Source organism: Bradyrhizobium sp. 604_D8_N2_3, from assembly GCF_051810765.1.
In the GTDB taxonomy this organism is placed as follows: Bacteria; Pseudomonadota; Alphaproteobacteria; order Rhizobiales; family Xanthobacteraceae; genus Bradyrhizobium; species Bradyrhizobium barranii.
In genome coordinates this window covers 8,298,258-8,316,071 of the sequence record NZ_JBPWPM010000001.1, presented here as the reverse complement: position 1 = coordinate 8,316,071, position 17,814 = coordinate 8,298,258, and the positions used below count along the sequence as shown (strand labels likewise).

Genomic DNA, 17,814 nt, shown 5'->3' with positions numbered 1-17,814 from the left:
CGCCTACACCGGAATCCGGACACTCGCCCTTAATCCCCCCATCGGGCTGTCGCCGAGGGTGATGTCGCCGCCATGCGAGCGCGCGATGTCGCGGGCGATGGCTAGCCCCAAGCCGGTGCCGCCTTCGTCCTGGTTGCGGGCGTTGTCGAGCCGCAGGAACGGCTTGAACACCTCTTCGCGCAAGTGCGCGGGAATGCCGGGGCCGTCGTCCTCGACCGTGACGGTCAAATAACGGTGATCGCGCTGGCCGTTGATGGCGATGCTCTTGCCGTAGCGCGCCGCGTTGGTGACGAGGTTGGCGAGGCAGCGCTTGAACGAGGCCGGCTTCACGGTCACCACGGGCAGACCGTGGAACGCGACGGTCGCGGTGTGGCCGTGGCGCTCGGCGTCGCTGCGCAGCTCCTCGAGCGCCTGCGCCATGTCGGTCGGCTGCGACTGCTCGCCGGAATCGCCGCGGGCAAACGCAAGGTAGTCCTCCAGCATCATCGACATCTCGTCGACGTCCTTGCGCATGCCCTCAAGCTCTGGGTTGTCGCCAATCAGCGCCAGCTCGAGCTTGAACCGGGTCAGGATGGTGCGCAGATCGTGGCTGACGCCGGCTAGCATCGCGGTGCGCTGCTCCATCGTGCGCTCGATGCGTGACTTCATCTCGAGGAAGGCGACCGCCGCGCGCCGTACCTCGCGCGCGCCGCGCGGCCTGAAGTTCGGCGCCTCGCGGCCCTTGCCGAAACTCTCGGCGGCGTCTGCCAGCCGCAGGATCGGCTTGATCTGGTTGCGCAGGAACAGCACGGCTACGATCAGGAGGATCGAGGACGTGCCGACCATCCAGAACAGGAAGATCTCCGAGTTCGAGGCATAGGCGGCGCTACGCTGCGCGAACACGCGCATTACGGCATCGTCGAGCTGGATGCGGATCTCGACGAGGTTGGAGCGGCCGACGGTGTCGATCCAGAACGAGCGTCCGATCTGGCGGCCGAGCTGCACCGACAGCGTCTGGTCGAGCAGCGAGAAGAACGGTTTTGGGCCCGGCGGCGGCATGTCGCCGGCGGGGAGGAAGTCGACGACGAGGCCGAGGCGCTGCTGGGCGATGCGGCGGATCTCGTTGCGGTCCTTGTCCTGCGGATAGCCCTTGTAGACGTCGATCAGCGCGGCGATGTCCTGCACGACGGCAGCCGACAGGCGGCGCGTCACCGTGTTCCAGTGCCGCTCCATGAACACGAAGGCGACGACCGATTGCAGGATCACCATCGGCACGATCATGATGAGCAGCGCGCGGGCATAGAGGCCGGTCGGCATCCAGCCTTTGAATGCGTTGCCCATCCAGCCATTGGCGGCGGAGACGCGGCCGGCGGCGCTCTTCAACAGCGTCAGGCCGGTATCGATCGTGCTCATCGGTCGCGCTTCACTGCTTTATGGCGAGGCCACCAGGCGGTAGCCGATCCCGCGTACCGCCTGGAGGAACAGCGGATTGGCGGGGTCGGTCTCGATCTTGCGCCTGAGGCGGTTGATCTGCACGTCGACGGCGCGCTCGTTGACGCTGCCATTGCCGGTGAGCGCGCTGCGCGGCACGGTCTCGCCCGGGGTCTCCGAGAGAATCCGCAGCATCTCGCGTTCGCGGTCGGTGAGGTGAATGACCTCCTCGCCCTGGCGCAGCTCGCCGCGATCGAGATGGTAGACGTAAGGGCCGAACGCGATCTTCTCCACCGCGGCGGTTTGCGGCGGCGGTGCGGCGCGCTTGAGGATGTTGTTGATGCGCAGCGCAAGCTCGCGCGGCTCGAACGGTTTTGCCACGTAATCGTCGGCCCCGATCTGCAGGCCCTCGATGCGGGCTTCGGCCTCGTGCCGCGCCGTCAGCATCACGATCGGCACCGAGGAGGAGGTCCGGATGAAGCGGGCGAGATCGAAGCCGGTCTCGCCGGGCATCATGACGTCGAGGATCAGGAGATCGAAATGCAGCCCCATGAGCTTCGAGCGTGCATCGCCGGCGCTTGCGGCGGTAGTGACGCGATAACCTTCGCTGGCGAGGAAGCGCGACAACAGATCGCGGATGCGGCGGTCGTCGTCGACCAGCAGCAGATGCGGCGCATCGTCGGCCGGTTCTACCGGCGGGCGGGCGAGCGTGGCAGCGAACGGCACGTTCACTCCTTTCCGTCCTGATTGACGTTGGCGAAGATCGTCTCCAGCACCTTGTCCGGATCGTCGCGGTCGATCATCGCGCGCAGGAAACGCTTGACGGTATCGGCATCCTGCGGCGCCAACTCGGCGAGCGCCTTGGTGATCCGCGTGGTCTGGAGCCCGGCGAGCTTCTGCACCAGCGCCTCGCCCTTCGGCGTCGCGTAGAGCAGGCGCTGGCGGCGGTCATTGTCGCCGGTCTTCTGCACGATATAGCCCTCGTCCAGGAGCTGCTTGAGCACGCGGCCGAGCGACTGTTTTGTGATGCGCAGGACATCGAGCAGGTCGGCGACCTTGAGGCCGGGATAGCGATAGACGAAATGCATGACCCGGTGGTGGGCCCGGCCGAAGCCGAAAGCCTCCAGCTCCTGGTCGGGATCGCCGACGAAATCACGATAGGCGAAGAACAGCAGTTCGATGATATCCCAGCGCAAGTTGCCTCCATCGCCTGCGGCCGGCCGCGGCTCGGCTGCGTCTTGAGAGGGAGTTGCGAAATTTATGTCAGGCATATTGACGTATCTTGGGTTCAATGTTACAAAACGATCAGCCCGCACGAAATTTTAGATCGCTTCGCGTCGGGTGGCAGTTCTAGGAGCGGCCGGAGAGAGCCGGACAGGCGACGACGGCCGAAGCAGATCTACCGTGCGATTGTCGAGCGGCATTTCGGCAAAACATACTGGACTTCCGCGTTCCGCAAAAGCATGTCCTCGGCGACATGCTGGCCACGGAAACCGGCCGTAACAAGGCTGGCGGCGGTCCAGCCACAACCTAATCAAGCCAGCCGGGCCCAAACAGGGCAGGCGGGCGCCAGAACAGCGCCGCTACCGGCAGCGGGAGGCAAGGACATGAGTATGAAATTCGACATCCAGCCCGCATCCAATCCGACATCCGAGAAGGACCGCGTCGCCAAGCTGGTGGACCCCGGCTTCGGTCGGGTTTTCACCGATCACATGGCGATCGTCCGCTACAACCAGGCCAAGGGCGGCTGGTACGAAGCACGCATCGAGGCGCGCGCCAACTTCCAGCTCGATCCGGCCGGCGCGGTCCTGCACTACGCGCAGGAAATCTTCGAAGGCCTCAAGGCCTACAAGCGTGACGACGGCGGTGTGAACCTGTTCCGCCCCGACGCCAATGCGCGCCGCTTCAAGGATTCCGCCGACCGCATGGCGATGGCGCAGCTGCCCGAGGACGTCTTCATCGAGGCGGTGGAGCAGGTCGTGCGCATCGACCGCGCCTGGATGCCGGGTGGCGAGGGCAGCCTTTATCTGCGCCCCTTCATGATCGCGAGCGAGACCTTCCTCGGCGTCAAGCCGTCGTCCGAATACATCTTCGCGGTGATCGCTTCGCCGGTTGGCTCCTATTTCAAGGGCGGACCTGCGCCGGTCTCGATCTGGGTCTCGGAGAACTACACCCGCGCCGCGATCGGCGGCACCGGCGCCGTCAAGTGCGGCGGCAATTATGCCGCGAGCCTGCGTGCGCAGGCCGAAGCGATCCAGCACGGTTGCGATCAGGTCGTCTTCCTCGACGCGGTCGAGCGCCGCTACATCGAGGAGCTCGGCGGCATGAACGTCTTCTTCGTGTTCGAGGACGGCTCGCTCTCGACGCCGCCGCTCGGCACGATCCTGCCCGGCATCACCCGCGACTCCATCATCGCGCTCGCGAAGGATGCCGGCAAGACGGTGCGCGAGAAGCCGTACTCGCTCGACCAGTGGCGCAAGGATGCGGCGAGCGGCAAGCTGAAGGAAGCGTTCGCCTGCGGCACCGCTGCCGTGATCTCGCCGATCGGCAAGGTGCGTTCGGTGAGCGGCGATTTCGAGATCAGCGGCGGCGCCGCCGGCCCCGTCGCCACGGGCCTGCGCAAGCAGCTCATCGACATCCAGTACGGCCGCACCAACGATCCGCACAACTGGATCCGCAAGGTGTTTTGATCGACGGCGATTACGTTTCCCCTCTCGCACAAGGGAGAGGGGAAACGCGCAACGTTTGTGGCTTATTGCGCTATGAACGTGCTGCTGCCGACACGCGACAAAGCCAGGAGACATCGAAGCATCCTGGACATCGCGAACATGGCAACAAAACTCTCCCAGCCCATGAAATGGGTCGTTCTCGCCGCAATCACCGGCGTCAGCGTTTTCGGCATCCTGACCATCGGGCCCATGCCGGAGGTCGTAGCGCAAGACCGCTCGCCGATCGTCGACGTGCGCACCACCGATCCCGAGATGAACACCGCGATCGCGCGCGCCCGCGGTACGCTTCCCACCTTCTGGGCGTCCTATGACGCGCCAAAGCCGTCGGAGAGCGGGCACGCCTTGAAGGTGCGCTTTTCGACCCGCAGGGGCGGAGAGCATATCTGGATCGGTGACGTGAAGAAGCTGCCGAACGGTACCTATTCGGGCCTCTTCGCCAACGAGCCGCGCGATCTGCCGGGCAAACGGGCCGGCGACGCGGTCAAGTTCAGCGAAGCGGACATTTCAGACTGGATGTTCATGCGCAACGGCAAGATCGTCGGAGGCGAAACCATCAAGCCGACGCTGAAGTCGCTGCCAAAGGCCGACGCGGATGCCCTGAGGGCCCGGATGGAGCAGCCGTAGATTCTCTTCCCCTCTCCCCGCAAGCGGGGCGAAGTAAAGCGAACTTCGGTTGCCGCACCGCGCGTCGGCTGGTAAACGCCGCGCATGGCCGAGAAACCCAAAAAACCCCAGAAACTGAAGGCGCGCCTGCCGCGCGGGCTCGAGGATCGCGACCCCGCCGCGATCCGGGCGACGCGCGAGATGGTCGAGAAGATCCGCACCGTCTACGAGCTCTACGGGTTCGAGCCCGTGGAAACGCCGGCGATGGAATACACCGACGCGCTCGGCAAGTTCCTGCCCGATCAGGACCGTCCGAACGAGGGCGTGTTCTCGTTCCAGGACGACGACGAGCAGTGGATCAGCTTGCGCTACGATTTGACCGCGCCGCTCGCCCGCTATGTCGGCGAGCGATACGGCACCGACGGTCTGGTCCTGCCCTACCGCAGCTACCGCGTCGGCTACGTGTTCCGCAACGAGAAGCCCGGCCCCGGCCGTTTCCGCCAGTTCATGCAGTTCGATGCCGACACGGTCGGCTCGGCGACGCCGGCGGCGGATGCAGAGATGTGCATGATGGCCGCGGACACGATGGAGGCATTGGGAGTTCCTCGCGGCTCCTACGTAGTGAAGATCAATAGTCGCAAGATATTTGATGGGGTATTGGAATCCATTGGACTGGGCGGCGAAGAAAATGCGGTACGTAGGCTCACCGTTCTGAGGACAATCGATAAACTTGATAAGTTTTCAACCGACGACATCAGGAAACTGCTCGGACCTGGTCGTTGGGATGGCGGTGAGGAAGGCAAAGGGGATTTTACTAAGGGCGCGGGCCTTACTCCAGATCAAATGGAGATAGTCTTTCGTGTTGCAGGCGGACACAATGAGTCTTGGGTAAGAGTTGATAGCGACAACCAGCCCTACGAAGACGACTGGTGCTTAAGTCCCGCGCAGTTCAAACAGCATTTGTCCGACAATCAAGCTTGGGCCGCAGATGATGGTGCCCCCGGCTACTTCTTTTCTAACGACACTTTGCTCACAAATTGGCGACCACTTCTGAATTCTCCAACCGGATTACAGGGGCTAGAGGAGCTTGAGCAGATTTGTTCTATCTTGACGTCGGCTGGTTATGGCTCTCAGCGGATACGTATTGCTTCCGAAGTCGTCCGCGGTCTCGAATATTACACGGGTTCCGTACTTGAGGTCGAGCTGCTGCTCGAGACCAAGGATGAAAAGGGCCGGCCCGTGCGGTTCGGCTCCGTCGGTGGTGGCGGCCGCTACGACGGCCTCGTCTCGCGCTTCCGCGGCGAGCCGGTGCCGGCGACCGGTTTCTCGATCGGCGTATCACGGCTTCAGGCCGCGCTGACGCTCCTCGGCAAGCTCGACACGCGGCCCGAATTCGGCCCCGTCGTCGTCACCGTGTTCGATCGCGACCGCGTCGCCGACTATCAGAAAATGGTGGCGTCCTTGCGCGCTGCCGGCATCCGAGCCGAGCTCTATCTCGGCAATCCCAAGAACATGGGCAACCAGCTCAAATATGCCGACCGCCGCAACAGCCCTTGCGTGATCATCCAGGGCTCGGATGAAAAGGCGCGCGGCGAGCTGCAGATCAAGGATCTGATCGAAGGCGCCAAGGCCGCCGCCGCGATCGCCTCCAACCAGGAGTGGCGCGAGAGCCGCCCGGCGCAGTTCTCGTGCAGCGAAGCCGACCTCGTCGCCAAGGTGCGCGAAGTCCTGGGCCGCCATGACGTAAAGTGGGGATAGCCATTCCGGAAGGCCGTCACGCCCGGGCTTGTCCCCGGCATCCACGTCTTGTTTGATGGCGACCGTCAATGGCCGGTGTTCGGCCGCAAGGGAGAGAACGATGCCTGAGATTACCGTCAGCATGGCCGAAGGCCGCACCGACGAGCAGAAGGCCGGCATGATGCGCGACATCACCCAGGCCCTGGTGAAGAATCTCGGCGTCGATGCCGATGCCGTCGTCATCCAGATCAACGAAGCCCCGCTCCGTCACAAGATGAAGGGCGGCAAGACGTTTGTGGAGCGCGCGGCGGCTGCGAAGAAGTAGCCAGCGCTATATCGGCAGTCTCCACTGTCGTCCCCGCCGAGTGCGCAATTGCGCACGGGAGCGGGGACCCATAACCACAGGCAGTGGTTATTTGGCGAGCTGGTAACTCCGAGTCTTCGCCAAACTACTCCCTGTGGTTATGGGTCCCGGATCGGCGCTCCGCTTCGCTGCGCTTGTCCGGGACGACGGCGGAGTTTGAGGCCCCCATGGACGCACGCGACTTCATCAAGGTCGGCATGAGCGCCGAGCGCACGCTGGTGGTGCCGGCCGAGCGGACGGTCGGGCATTTCGTGCCCGGCATGCCCATGGTCTATGCGACGCCGATGATGATCCTGGAGATGGAGATGACGTCGGGCGATGCGATCCGCGCCGCGCTTCAGCCGGGCTGGGTCACCGTCGGCACCGAAGTCGACATCCGCCACCTCGCAGCCGCTCTCGTCGGTGCGACGGTGCGGACCACCGCGAAGGTGGTCGCGGTCGAGCGCCGCGTCATCCGTTTCGAGGTCGAGGCGTTCGAGGGCACGCGCAGGCTCGGCGAGGGCCGCCATGCGCGCGGGCTCGTGAATGTCGAGATGTTCAACAAGCGGCTCGGGGCGTAGCGGCGAGCGCGATGCCGTAGGGTGGGCAAAGGCGCGAAGCGCCGTGCCCACCATCTTTTCGGGATCGCGAACGAAGTTGGTGGGCACGCTTCCGCCTTCGCTCGTCGAGCTTCGGCGGACAAGCCGCTTTGCCCACCCTACGACACCTGCTTACTTCGCCAGCTCCTTCGACCGCTTCGTCGCGGCCGCGATTGCGCGGATCATCAGATCGCGCAGGCCCGGCTCGCCCATCAGCACGCCGAGTGCCGCGGCGGTGGTGCCGCCGGGCGAGGTGACGTTCTGGCGTAGCGTGCTGGAGGGAAGCTCCGACTGGTGCAGAAGTTCACCAGAGCCGGCGACGGTTTCGCGTGCAAGCTTCGTCGCCAGCGCCTCGGGCAGTCCGGCCTCGACGCCGGCGCGCGCGAGCTCTTCGGCGAGCAGGAACACATAGGCCGGGCCTGAGCCGGACACCGCGGTGACCGCATCCATCAGGCCTTCATCCTCGACCCATTCGACCGAGCCGGTGGCACGCAGCAGCGCATCGGCTACCGCGCGCTGCGTGGTGCTGACGTTCTTCGCCGCGACGGCGACCGTGATGCCGCGACCGATCGCGGCCGGCGTGTTCGGCATCGCGCGCACCACGGCGCCACCGCAGACCTCTTCGAGCGATGCGATCGTGGTTCCCGCCATGATCGAGACCACCGAGGTCTTGTCCGAGACGAATTGCTTCAGTTTGGCGCCGGCCTCGCGGAACATCTGCGGCTTCACCGCGACGACCAGAGTCTCGACCGTGCCGACGGCGCTGACATCGGGATTGAGCGCAACGCCGTTGGCGGCAAGCGCGGTGATCTCAGGTGAGATGTGCGGATCGATCACCGCGACGCGGCGCGGATCGAGCCCGCCCGAAAGCCATCCGGTCAGCATCGCGCCGCCCATCTTGCCGGCGCCGGCGAGGAGGATGGTGCCGGTGATGTTCTTGAGAGTGCTGCTGTCTGCCACTGTGGTCACCACAAACAAAGGTGTCGTCCCGGCGAAGGCCGGGACCCATAACCACAGGCGGTTCTAGTGGATGGAGGGCGGAGCAACAAGCATCGCGCGATACGGAGAAATCACGCGGTATGGGTCCGGATCTGCGCTCCGCCTGTCCGGCACGATGCTGAGGAGGGCGCGCGCGCCCCTCACCATCTTGGAGAGAGGCCTTACGCCTCTCCCACCGTGTCGAACATCGCCGCGTCCATCGCCTGCGCGGTGGTCTTGCCGGCCCACACCACGAACTGGAACGCCGGAAAGTAGCGCTCGCAAGCGTGGATGGCGCCGGCGAGCATGGCTTCGCATTGCGCGGTCGAGGCGGTGAGCCCGCCCGGCAGCACCAGGGCCTGGCGGTGCATGATCATGCCGGTGTTGGTCCACAGGTCGAAATGGCCGACCCACAATTGCTCGTTGACCGCAGCGACCAGCCGTTGCACTTCGCTCCGCCGTGCAACCGGAATCTTCATGTCGAAGGCGCAAGCCAGATGCAGCGCCTCGATCTCACCCATCCAGGTGAAGGAGATCTGATAGTCGGTCCATTGTCCCTTGGAGACAATCGTGAGCTCGTCTTCGCCGGAGCGTTCGAACGGCCAGTTGTTGCTGGCAGCGATGTCCTCGACCACCGCGAGCGGGTGATTTCTGGAATCGATAGTGCCTTCGAGCAGGGACATTCCGTCTCGACCTCTTGCCTTTTTGTTGTCTTTGATACGCACTCGGTCGGCCCGGCGCGCTCCCTCAACGTCGCTGTCGCGATCCCCTCGGATCAGCGCGAGCCTATCGCGGATCAAGTGATGTGATTTGCGGAATCTGCGCAACTGGCTGCCGAGTCCGTCCACAAGCCAGGACTCGTTCGTCCACAGCTCATCTCCGCCACAATTCTTAACGAATGAGAACAAATCGGAATCGGATTCGCCGATGGCGCGCCAATCGTTAATTCCGCCGGGCGAGGCCACACCCGTCATGGCGGCATGGGACCATGCGGTTTTTCATGCGGAACGCGCTTGCTGCGGCCGCCGGGTGGCGTCATATTTCCGGTCAGGCCGTTCATCCCGGGCGGCCGATGTTCTCAGGGCGGGGTGAAAGTCCCCACCGGCGGTAAGGGTCGCAAGGCCCAAGCCCGCGAGCGCCTTCCCCCAAGGATCTTCCTGAAAAGGAATTTTGCCGAAGGGAAGGGTCAGCAGATTCGGTGCAACTCCGAAGCCGACGGTTAAAGTCCGGATGAAAGAGAACGGTCGGTGGCAGACGCATCGCAAGGTGCGGCTGCTTGTCGTTCCGTGTGCCCTGATTCTGGTCCTTTGAAGGAAAGCCATGAATCAGATGTTGCAAGACCCCCAAACCGAAACTTCCGAAGTCACCCAACCGCCGGTTCCGCAGGATCCGGCACCCGAGCATCCGCGCTTCGCGAAACCGCAGCGGGTGGCCTTCGTGCAGGCCTGCTGGCACCGCGACGTGGTCGAGGAGGCCCGCATCGCCTTCGTGAAGGAGGCGGCCGCACGTCACCTCAATCATGTCGACGTGTTCGAGGTGCCGGGCTCGTTCGAGATCCCGCTGCATGCGCAGATCCTCGCCAAGACGCGGCGCTACACCGCGATCGTCGCGGCGGGCCTCGTCGTCGACGGCGGCATCTACCGACACGAGTTCGTCGCCGACACCGTGATCAAGGCGCTGATGGACGTGCAGCTGCGCACCGAGGTGCCGGTGTTCTCGGCGGTGCTGACGCCGCAGCAATTCCACGAGACCGAGGTGCACTACGATTTCTTCCGCAGGCATTTTGCGATCAAGGGCGTCGAGGTCGCCGCAGCCTGTGCCGAGACATTGCTCGGCCTGGAGCGCCTGCGCGGTCAGGTCGCGGCGGGCATTGTGTAGCCGTCCGCTCACACGCCGCTGATTGTCAATCCCGTCGCCGTCCCTATAAAGTCGGCGGCGGGAGGAGGCCGTGCCGTGGAGACGGGCGGCCGACAAGATCATGTTCGAAGGACACGATCCCTATCTCGTCGCGCTCTCTGTGGCGATCGCGAGTCTGGGTGGCTATACCGGCTTTGCGCTTGCTGCTCGCATCCGCAACACGCCCGGCGTCAGCAACCGCGTTCTGCTCGCGGGTGCGGCGGCATTTCTGGCCGTCGGCATCTGGACCATGCATTTCGTCGGCATGCTGGCCGCGCCGCTGCCGCCGGACACGGTCTATCTCGTTCTTCCCACCATCATCTCGTTCCTGATCTGCGCGCTGGTGGTCGGCATTTCTCTTTTCTTTGTCTCGATCGGCGAGCCATCCCTGAAGCGAGTGGCCTCGTCGGCGGTCCTGCTCGGCGTCGGCATCGCCAGCATGCATTATGTCGGCATTCATGGTCTCGCCGGTCACTTCGGCATCGTCCACGACCGGACCATGGTGCTGCTCTCGGTCGTGGTCGCGATCGTCACCGCCTATGGTGGTTTGCGCGCCTTCCTGGCGCAGCAGGAGGGCGTCCGGCTGATCGTCAGTTCGGTTGCGTTCGGCATCGCCGTCTCCGGCATGCATTACACGGCGATGCTCGGCATGCATTTCGAGCCGCTGACCGGCGCGGCGCATCACCATGCCGGCGGCGGTCTTGCCGCGTCGCAGCAAATCCTGTCGATCATCGTTGCGGTGCTGTGCTTCGTCATCGCAGCCGGCTTCCTGCTGTCGCTGGTTCCCGACCAGCGGCGTCAGACGTCGACCTCTGTTGCTGCCGAACCGGCTGCTTCGCCGGTCGCGGCGGCCGCCATCGAACTGATCGCTGCGCCGGCTGCAGCTCCGCGCCCGGTGGCCCCGCTCGGCGGTCTCGGCCAGCCGCCCCGCACGCCGGTTCCCCGGTTGCCGGTCGAGAGCGCCGACGGCACGCACTTCATCGAGACAGCCAATGTCCGCAGCGTCCGGGCCGATGCGCATTACACCCGTGTTCACGACGGCACCCGCGAGCGAATGTGCCCCTGGTCGATCTCGGAGGCCGAGGCCCAGCTCGATCCCTCGTTGTTCCTCCGGGTGCACCGCAGCCATATCGTTGCCATCCCCCATGTCGCATTGGTCCGCAAAGAGGGGGATGGCGCCGTGCTCGAGCTCGACGGTCCGTCGCCGCATCGGGTCCCGGTCAGCCGTGCCAAGATAGCTGAGGTGAAGGCAAGGTTGGGCCTAGCGAACCGGCGGCACGCGTAGAGTCGGGCCGCACGGGAGGCGCGTTCTTTCTTACCCTCCCCTGGAGGGGGAGGGTCGCTTCGCATGGAGCGGAGCGTAGTGCGGAGCGGGGTGGGGTGACGGTCCCTCCGCGATGAATACCCCCCGAGTGGAGAGATCACCCCACCCCGCCCGCGCTTCGCGCGGTCGACCCTCCCCCTCCAGGGGAGGGTAGGTGGCCGCCGCGCCATACGTCGCCTCACCTGACGCAATTCGTGCGTTCCCCGCCGCAACTCGTGCGAAATCCGCTGTTCCGTGCCCGAATGATTGCGGGTTGCCCCTCTCGGAGTGACCGTCCCCTCCAACGTCCGCGCCGTCACGCGCAAGAGGACGACGAGGAGGAGATGATGATCCCAGGCTCATTCAGCTATCACCGGCCGGCGAGTGTCGCCGATGCCGTCAAGCTCTTGGCAGACCTCGGCGAGGATGCCCGGCCGCTGGCCGGCGGGCACAGTCTGGTGCCGATGATGAAGCTTCGGCTCGCCACCCCCGCCCATCTGATCGACCTGCACGGCATCGCCGCCCTCAAGGGCATCAGCCGCGACGGCAACAATCTTGTCATCGGCGCGATGACCACCCAGCACGAGCTGCTGGCCTCCGACGAAATCGCCCAGTCGATGCCGATCCTGCATGAAGCGGCACTGCTGATCGCCGACCCGCAGGTGCGCTACCGCGGCACGATCGGCGGCAATGTCGCCAATGGGGATCCCGGCAATGACATGCCGGCGCTGATGATGACCTTGGGGGCAACCTATCGCCTCGAAGGCCCGGGTGGCTCCCGCGACGTCGCGGCGGCCGACTTCTATCAGGGCGCCTATTTCACCGCGCTCGAGCCCGGCGAGATCCTGACCTCCGTCTCGGTTCCCGTGCCCGCGGCCGGCCACGGCTACGCCTACGAAAAACTCAAGCGCAAGGTCGGTGACTACGCCACCGCCGCCGCCGCCGTGGTTCTCACCATGTCCGGCGGCAAGGTCGCGACCTGCGCGATCGGGCTCACCAACATCCACGAGACGCCGCTGCTGGCTGCCGATGCCGCCAAGGCCGTGATTGGCACCAGCCTCGATGCGGCGACGTTGAAGAAGGCCGCCGCTGCGGCCGCAGCGATCATGGCACCAGCTGCGGATGCCCGCGGCCCGGTCGAATACCGAAAACATGTCGGCGGCATCATGGTGACGCGCGCGCTTCAGCGCGCCGCCGCTGTCGCGAAGTAAGGGAGGGGGATCGATGGCTAAAACACACGTCACCATGAAGGTGAACGGCGCCGAGGTCGAAGGCCTCGTCGAGCCGCGCACGCTGCTGGTGCATTTCATCCGCGAGAATCTGCAGATGACCGGCACCCATATCGGCTGCGAGACCACGCATTGCGGCGCCTGCACCGTCGACATCGACGGCATGTCGGTGAAGTCCTGCACCATGTTCGCGGTGCAGGCCGATGGCTCCGACATCACCACGATCGAAGGCATGGCCAACGCCGACGGCACGCTGTCGGCCTTGCAGGAAGGTTTCCGCATGATGCACGGCCTGCAATGCGGCTTCTGCACGCCCGGCATGATCGTCCGCGCGCATCGGCTGCTGAAGGAAAATCCCTCGCCGAGCGAGCCGGAAATCCGGATGGGCATCTCCGGCAACATCTGCCGCTGCACCGGCTACCAGAACATCGTCAAAGCCATTCAATACGCCGCCGCAAAGATCAACGGCGTGGAATTCCAGGAGGCCGCAGAATGAACGACCTCACTCCCACGCGGGAACAACGCACCGCCGCACTCGAAGGCATGGGCTGCAAGCGCAAGCGCGTCGAGGACATCCGCTTCACCCAAGGCAAGGGCAATTACGTCGACGACGTCAAGCTGCCCGGCATGCTGCACGGCGACTTCGTCCGCTCGCCGCACCCGCATGCGCGCGTCAAGAAGATCGACGACAGCGCGGCGCTGAAGGTGCCCGGCGTGCTCGCGGTGATCACCGCCGAGACGCTGAAGACCGTGAACCTCGCCTGGATGCCGACCTTGGCCGGCGACGTGCAGATGGTTCTGGCCGACGGCAAGGTGCTGTTTCAGAATCAGGAGGTCGCCTTCGTCGTCGCCACCGACCGCTATGCGGCCGATGACGGCATCAACGCGGTCATCGTCGAATACGAGCCGCTGCCGCCGCTGGTCGATCCCTTCAAGGCGATGGACGCGAACGCGCCGGTGCTGCGCGAGGATCTCGTCGGCAAGATGTCCGGCGCGCATGGTCCGCGCAAGCACGACAACCACATCTTCGAGTGGACCGTCGGCGACAAGGACCTCACAGACGCCGCCTTTAGGAAGGCGGAGGTCACGATCAAGGAGATGATCTCTTATCACCGCACCCATCCGTCGCCGCTCGAAACCTGCCAGTGCGTCTGCTCTTTTGACAAGATCAAGGGCGAGCTGACGATCTACGGCACCTTCCAGGCCCCGCACGTGATCCGCACCGTGGTGGCGCTGATCGCAAAAATTCCGGAGCATAAGATCCACGTGATCGCGCCCGACATCGGCGGTGGCTTCGGCAACAAGGTCGGCGCCTATCCCGGTTATATCTGTGCGGCGGTGGCCTCCATCGTCACCGGCAAGCCGGTGAAATGGGTCGAGGACCGCATCGAGAACCTCACCGCGACCTCGTTCGCGCGCGACTATCACATGACCACCGAGATCGCCGCGACCAAGGACGGCAAGGTCACCGGCCTTCGCGTCCACGTGCTCGCCGATCACGGTGCGTTCGACGCCTGCGCCGACCCGTCGAAATGGCCGGCCGGCTTCTTCAACATCGTCACTGGCTCCTATGACTTCCCGACCGCACATCTGGCTGTCGATGGCGTCTACACCAACAAGGCGCCGGGCGGCGTCGCCTACCGTTGCTCGTTCCGCGTCACGGAGGCGGCCTACTGCATCGAGCGCGCCATGGATATTCTGGCGCAGAAGCTCAACATGGACCCCGCTGAACTCCGGCTGAAGAACTTCATCAAGCCGGAGCAGTTCCCCTATCACTCGGCGCTCGGCTGGGAATACGATTCCGGCGACTACCACACCGCCATGCGCAAGATGATGGAGACGACCGGCTACGCCGCGCTCCGGAAGGAGCAGGCGGAGAAGCGTGCCGCGTTCGCGCGGGGGGAGACCCGCGAGATCATGGGGCTCGGCATCTCCTTCTTCACCGAGATCGTCGGTGCTGGCCCGTCGAAGAACTGCGACATCCTCGGCATTGCGATGTTCGACTCCTGCGAGATCCGGATGCATCCGACCGGGGCCGGCATCGCGCGGGTCGGTTCAAAAAGCCAGGGCCAGGGCCACGAGACCACCTGGGCCCAGATCATCGCCACCGAGATCGGCATTCCCGCCGATAACATCATGGTGGAGGAGGGCAACACCGACACCGCGCCCTATGGGCTCGGCACTTACGGCTCACGCTCGACGCCGGTCGCGGGTGCCGCAATCGCCATGGCCGCGCGAAAGATCAAGGCCAAGGCGCAGATGATCGCGGCCTACAAGCTCGAGGTCCACGAGGACGATCTCGAATTCGACATCGACGGCTTCCGGGTGAAGGGCCTGCCGGAGAAGTTCATGTCGATGAAGGACATCTGCTGGGCGGCGTACAACTCGGTGCCGCCGGGCATGGAGCCGGGACTGGAAGCGGTGAGCTATTACGATCCGCCCAACATGACCTATCCGTTCGGCGCTTATCTCTGCGTGATGGACATCGACGTCGATACCGGCGTGTACAAGGTCCGGCGCTTCTATGCGCTCGACGATTGCGGCACCCGGATCAACCCGATGATCATCGAGGGGCAGGTGCATGGCGGCCTGACCGAAGCCTTCGCCATCGCGATGGGCCAGGAGATCCGCTACGACGAGGTAGGTAACGTCGTCACCGGCTCGTTTATGGATTTCTTCATGCCGACTGCGGTGGAGACGCCGCATTGGGAAACCGACTTCACCGTCACCCCGTCGCCGCATCACCCGATCGGCGCCAAGGGCGTCGGCGAAAGCCCGAATGTCGGCGGTGTGCCGGCCTTCTCCAATGCCGTCAACGACGCGTTCTCGTTCCTGGGCAGCACGCACATCCAGATGCCGCATGATTTCTGGCGCAACTGGAAGGCGGCGAAGGATCTGGGCGCGGTGGCGTAGCGATGAAGGGCCGTGATGAGATCGCGCAAGCGCTGGCCGCATCGGGCTATATCGCCGATGCGGACCTCGCGACTGCGATCTCGCTGATGCAATTGTTGCGGCGTCCGCTGCTGCTCGAGGGCGAGGCGGGCGTCGGCAAGACGGAAGTGGCGAAAGCACTTGCAAAAGTGCATGCGACCGAGCTGATCCGGCTGCAATGCTACGAGGGCCTAGATCAGTCCTCCGCGCTCTACGAGTGGAATTACCAGCGGCAATTGCTGGCGATCCAGGCCCATCGCGGCAGCGATAGCATCGAGGACCAGGTGTTCTCGGAAAAATACCTGCTCGAGCGCCCCTTGCTCGCCGCGATCCGTCGGCCGAAGGCGCCGGTGCTGCTGATCGACGAGATCGACCGCGCCGACGACGAGTTCGAGGCGTTCCTGCTGGAGCTGCTTTCGGACTTCCAGGTCTCGATCCCCGAGCTCGGCACCATTCCCGCAATCACCATCCCGCATGTCGTGCTGACCTCGAACGGCACGCGCGAGCTCTCCGACGCGTTGCGCCGGCGCTGCCTCTATCACTATGTCGACTATCCCGACGTCGACCGCGAGACCCGCATCATCCTGGCGCGCGTCATGGGCGCGAGCCCGTCGCTGTCGCTCCAGATCGCGCGCATGGTCGAGGGTGTGCGCAAGGAGGAGCTGCGAAAAGTCCCGGGCGTGGCGGAGACGCTGGATTGGGCGGCAGCTCTCGTCGGCCTCGACGTAACCAATCTTCACGACGCACCCGAGATTGTGCATGAGACGCTCGTCTGCCTGTTGAAGACTCACGAAGACCGCGCCCGTGTCACGCCAGAGGTGACACAGCGCCTGCTGGGAAAGGTCGCATGAGCTGCTGTGGCTCCAGCCCCGGATATGATGACCTCAACGAGGTCTCGCGCCTCGTCTCCGCGAAGCTTGCGGCGTTCCTGCGCACGCTACGCGAGGCCGGCTTTCGCGTCGGGCTCGCCGAAGGGCAGGATGCGGCGACGCTGATATCATCGGGCTATGCGGCGCGGCCGGGTCTGCTGCGCACGGCGTTCAAGCACCTGTTCTCGGCACGCAAATCCGACTGGGACAAGTTCGACGGTCTGTTCGACGCGTTCTGGTTGGGCAAGCGCGTGCGCTCGCGCTCCCGCACGATTGGATCAACACCGGGCGCCAGCAATCCCTCGCTGAAGAGCTTGCAGGATGCCGCGGCGGAGCAGGGCAGTAACCAGTCCGCCGTAGACCAGCTTCCGTCCTCCGACGACGCGCCGGAAGGCCGTTCCGGCGAGGGCCGCATGGAAGGTGCTTCACGCGCCGACAATTTTGCCGAGGTCGATTTCCGAAAGCTGAGCGATCCAGACCAGGTCGCGCAGGCCCATGAGGCCGCAGCAGCGCTCGCCAAGGCAATGCGGACGCGGCTGACCCGGCGCGATCTGGCGCGCCGGCGTGGCTACCGGCTTGATCTCCGCCGCACGATTCACCGCAACATCAGCCATGGCGGCGTTCCCATCAGCCTGGTGAAACGCCAGCGCAAGGACAAGCCGTTGCGGCTGGTCGTGCTGCTCGATGCCTCGGGCTCGATGAGCATGTACACGGCAGTCTTCTTGCGCTTCATCCACGGTGTGCTCGACCAGTTCCGTGAGGCCGAGGCGTTCCTGTTCCACACGCGCCTCGCCTACGTCTCCGACGCGATGAAGGAGAAGGACGCCGGCCGCGCGCTCGACCGGCTCTCGATCATGGCGCAAGGCGCGGGCGGCGGCACCAGGATCGGCGAGTGCTTGCAAACCTTCAATCGCTGGCACGCCGCGCGCGTGATCCATTCCCGCAGCTGCGTGATGATCGTGTCCGACGGCTACGAGACCGGCGATGCCGCATTGCTTGGCCGCGAGATGGCGGCGCTGCACCGGCGCTGTCGCCGCATTGTCTGGCTCAACCCGATGATGGCGTGGGAGGGCTACACGCCCGAAGCGCGGGGCATAAGAGCTGCGTTGCCGCATGTCGATCTCTATGCGCCCGCGAATTCGCTGAGCAGCCTGCGAGCGCTCGAACCCTATTTAGCGAAGCTTTGA

The 17,814-nt window shown here is 64.7% G+C and carries 17 protein-coding genes and 1 riboswitch; of the genes, 12 read left to right on the top strand and 5 right to left on the bottom strand.

From position 1 onward, the window contains the following. Positions 1 to 3: 3 nt before the first annotated feature. Genes AB7245_RS39965 through AB7245_RS39955 form a run of 3 tightly spaced genes read right to left on the bottom strand, consistent with a single transcriptional unit; the run spans position 4 to position 2,681 of the window. Positions 4 to 1,392: an ATP-binding protein gene (locus AB7245_RS39965; protein WP_028151545.1), complete on the bottom strand. Its 1,389-nt coding sequence runs from the start codon at positions 1,390 to 1,392 to the stop codon at positions 4 to 6. Between the two features lie 18 nt (positions 1,393 to 1,410). Then, positions 1,411 to 2,142 carry a response regulator gene (locus tag AB7245_RS39960; RefSeq protein ID WP_028169830.1) on the bottom strand — a complete coding sequence of 244 codons (732 nt, stop codon included), beginning with the start codon at positions 2,140 to 2,142 and terminating at the stop codon, positions 1,411 to 1,413. After that, complete coding sequence (locus AB7245_RS39955; protein ID WP_063985573.1) at positions 2,139 to 2,681, bottom strand: MarR family winged helix-turn-helix transcriptional regulator; 543 nt, start codon at positions 2,679 to 2,681, stop codon at positions 2,139 to 2,141. Before AB7245_RS39955 ends, AB7245_RS39960 begins: the two co-directional genes overlap by 4 nt. A 336-nt stretch (positions 2,682 to 3,017) precedes the next feature. Here AB7245_RS39955 and AB7245_RS39950 point away from each other — a divergent pair, with 336 nt between their 5' ends. From AB7245_RS39950 to AB7245_RS39930, 5 genes are all read left to right on the top strand, one after another. Then, positions 3,018 to 4,100: a branched-chain amino acid aminotransferase gene (locus AB7245_RS39950; RefSeq protein ID WP_085403340.1), complete on the top strand. Its 1,083-nt coding sequence runs from the start codon at positions 3,018 to 3,020 to the stop codon at positions 4,098 to 4,100. Between the two features lie 138 nt (positions 4,101 to 4,238). Beyond that, positions 4,239 to 4,763: a YegJ family protein gene (locus AB7245_RS39945; RefSeq protein ID WP_085403432.1), complete on the top strand. Its 525-nt coding sequence runs from the start codon at positions 4,239 to 4,241 to the stop codon at positions 4,761 to 4,763. Positions 4,764 to 4,847: 84 nt separating this feature from the next. Further along, the gene (hisS, locus tag AB7245_RS39940) at positions 4,848 to 6,500 is read left to right on the top strand and encodes a histidine--tRNA ligase (RefSeq protein ID WP_085403339.1); all 1,653 of its coding nucleotides are present in this window, start codon (positions 4,848 to 4,850) and stop codon (positions 6,498 to 6,500) included. 55 nt (positions 6,501 to 6,555) lie between these two features. Beyond that, complete coding sequence (locus AB7245_RS39935; protein WP_071909549.1) at positions 6,556 to 6,804, top strand: tautomerase family protein; 249 nt, start codon at positions 6,556 to 6,558, stop codon at positions 6,802 to 6,804. A gap of 206 nt (positions 6,805 to 7,010) precedes the next feature. Continuing rightward, positions 7,011 to 7,403 (top strand): thioesterase family protein, encoded by a 393-nt coding sequence (locus AB7245_RS39930; RefSeq protein ID WP_063985570.1) that lies wholly within the window; start codon positions 7,011 to 7,013, stop codon positions 7,401 to 7,403. Between the two features lie 150 nt (positions 7,404 to 7,553). Here the strand turns inward: AB7245_RS39930 and proC are convergent, their stop codons facing one another. Together proC and AB7245_RS39920 are read right to left on the bottom strand one after the other, a co-directional pair. After that, the gene (proC, locus tag AB7245_RS39925) at positions 7,554 to 8,390 is read right to left on the bottom strand and encodes a pyrroline-5-carboxylate reductase (protein WP_244623315.1); all 837 of its coding nucleotides are present in this window, start codon (positions 8,388 to 8,390) and stop codon (positions 7,554 to 7,556) included. Positions 8,391 to 8,581: 191 nt separating this feature from the next. Beyond that, entirely contained in the window at positions 8,582 to 9,082 is a 501-nt protein-coding gene (locus AB7245_RS39920; protein WP_028169834.1) for a YbjN domain-containing protein, read from the bottom strand. A gap of 387 nt (positions 9,083 to 9,469) precedes the next feature. Beyond that, positions 9,470 to 9,645: riboswitch (FMN riboswitch) on the top strand. 74 nt (positions 9,646 to 9,719) lie between these two features. Between AB7245_RS39920 and AB7245_RS39915 the strand changes: the two genes are divergently transcribed. From AB7245_RS39915 to AB7245_RS39885, 7 genes are all read left to right on the top strand, one after another. Next, entirely contained in the window at positions 9,720 to 10,277 is a 558-nt protein-coding gene (locus tag AB7245_RS39915) for a 6,7-dimethyl-8-ribityllumazine synthase (RefSeq protein ID WP_071909551.1), read from the top strand. Positions 10,278 to 10,377: 100 nt separating this feature from the next. Then, positions 10,378 to 11,580: an MHYT domain-containing protein gene (locus AB7245_RS39910; protein WP_085403431.1), complete on the top strand. Its 1,203-nt coding sequence runs from the start codon at positions 10,378 to 10,380 to the stop codon at positions 11,578 to 11,580. Positions 11,581 to 11,945: 365 nt separating this feature from the next. Then, positions 11,946 to 12,809 carry an FAD binding domain-containing protein gene (locus AB7245_RS39905; RefSeq protein WP_439035583.1) on the top strand — a complete coding sequence of 288 codons (864 nt, stop codon included), beginning with the start codon at positions 11,946 to 11,948 and terminating at the stop codon, positions 12,807 to 12,809. Between the two features lie 13 nt (positions 12,810 to 12,822). Continuing rightward, entirely contained in the window at positions 12,823 to 13,323 is a 501-nt protein-coding gene (locus AB7245_RS39900; RefSeq protein WP_063985567.1) for a (2Fe-2S)-binding protein, read from the top strand. After that, positions 13,320 to 15,740 carry an aerobic carbon-monoxide dehydrogenase large subunit gene (locus AB7245_RS39895; protein ID WP_085398486.1) on the top strand — a complete coding sequence of 807 codons (2,421 nt, stop codon included), beginning with the start codon at positions 13,320 to 13,322 and terminating at the stop codon, positions 15,738 to 15,740. The genes AB7245_RS39900 and AB7245_RS39895 overlap by 4 nt, the downstream gene beginning before the upstream one ends. Positions 15,741 to 15,742: 2 nt before the next feature. Beyond that, positions 15,743 to 16,609: an AAA family ATPase gene (locus AB7245_RS39890; protein WP_085398487.1), complete on the top strand. Its 867-nt coding sequence runs from the start codon at positions 15,743 to 15,745 to the stop codon at positions 16,607 to 16,609. Further along, positions 16,606 to 17,814, top strand: a complete 1,209-nt coding sequence (locus tag AB7245_RS39885) for a vWA domain-containing protein (RefSeq protein ID WP_085398488.1) — start codon at positions 16,606 to 16,608, stop codon at positions 17,812 to 17,814. Before AB7245_RS39890 ends, AB7245_RS39885 begins: the two co-directional genes overlap by 4 nt.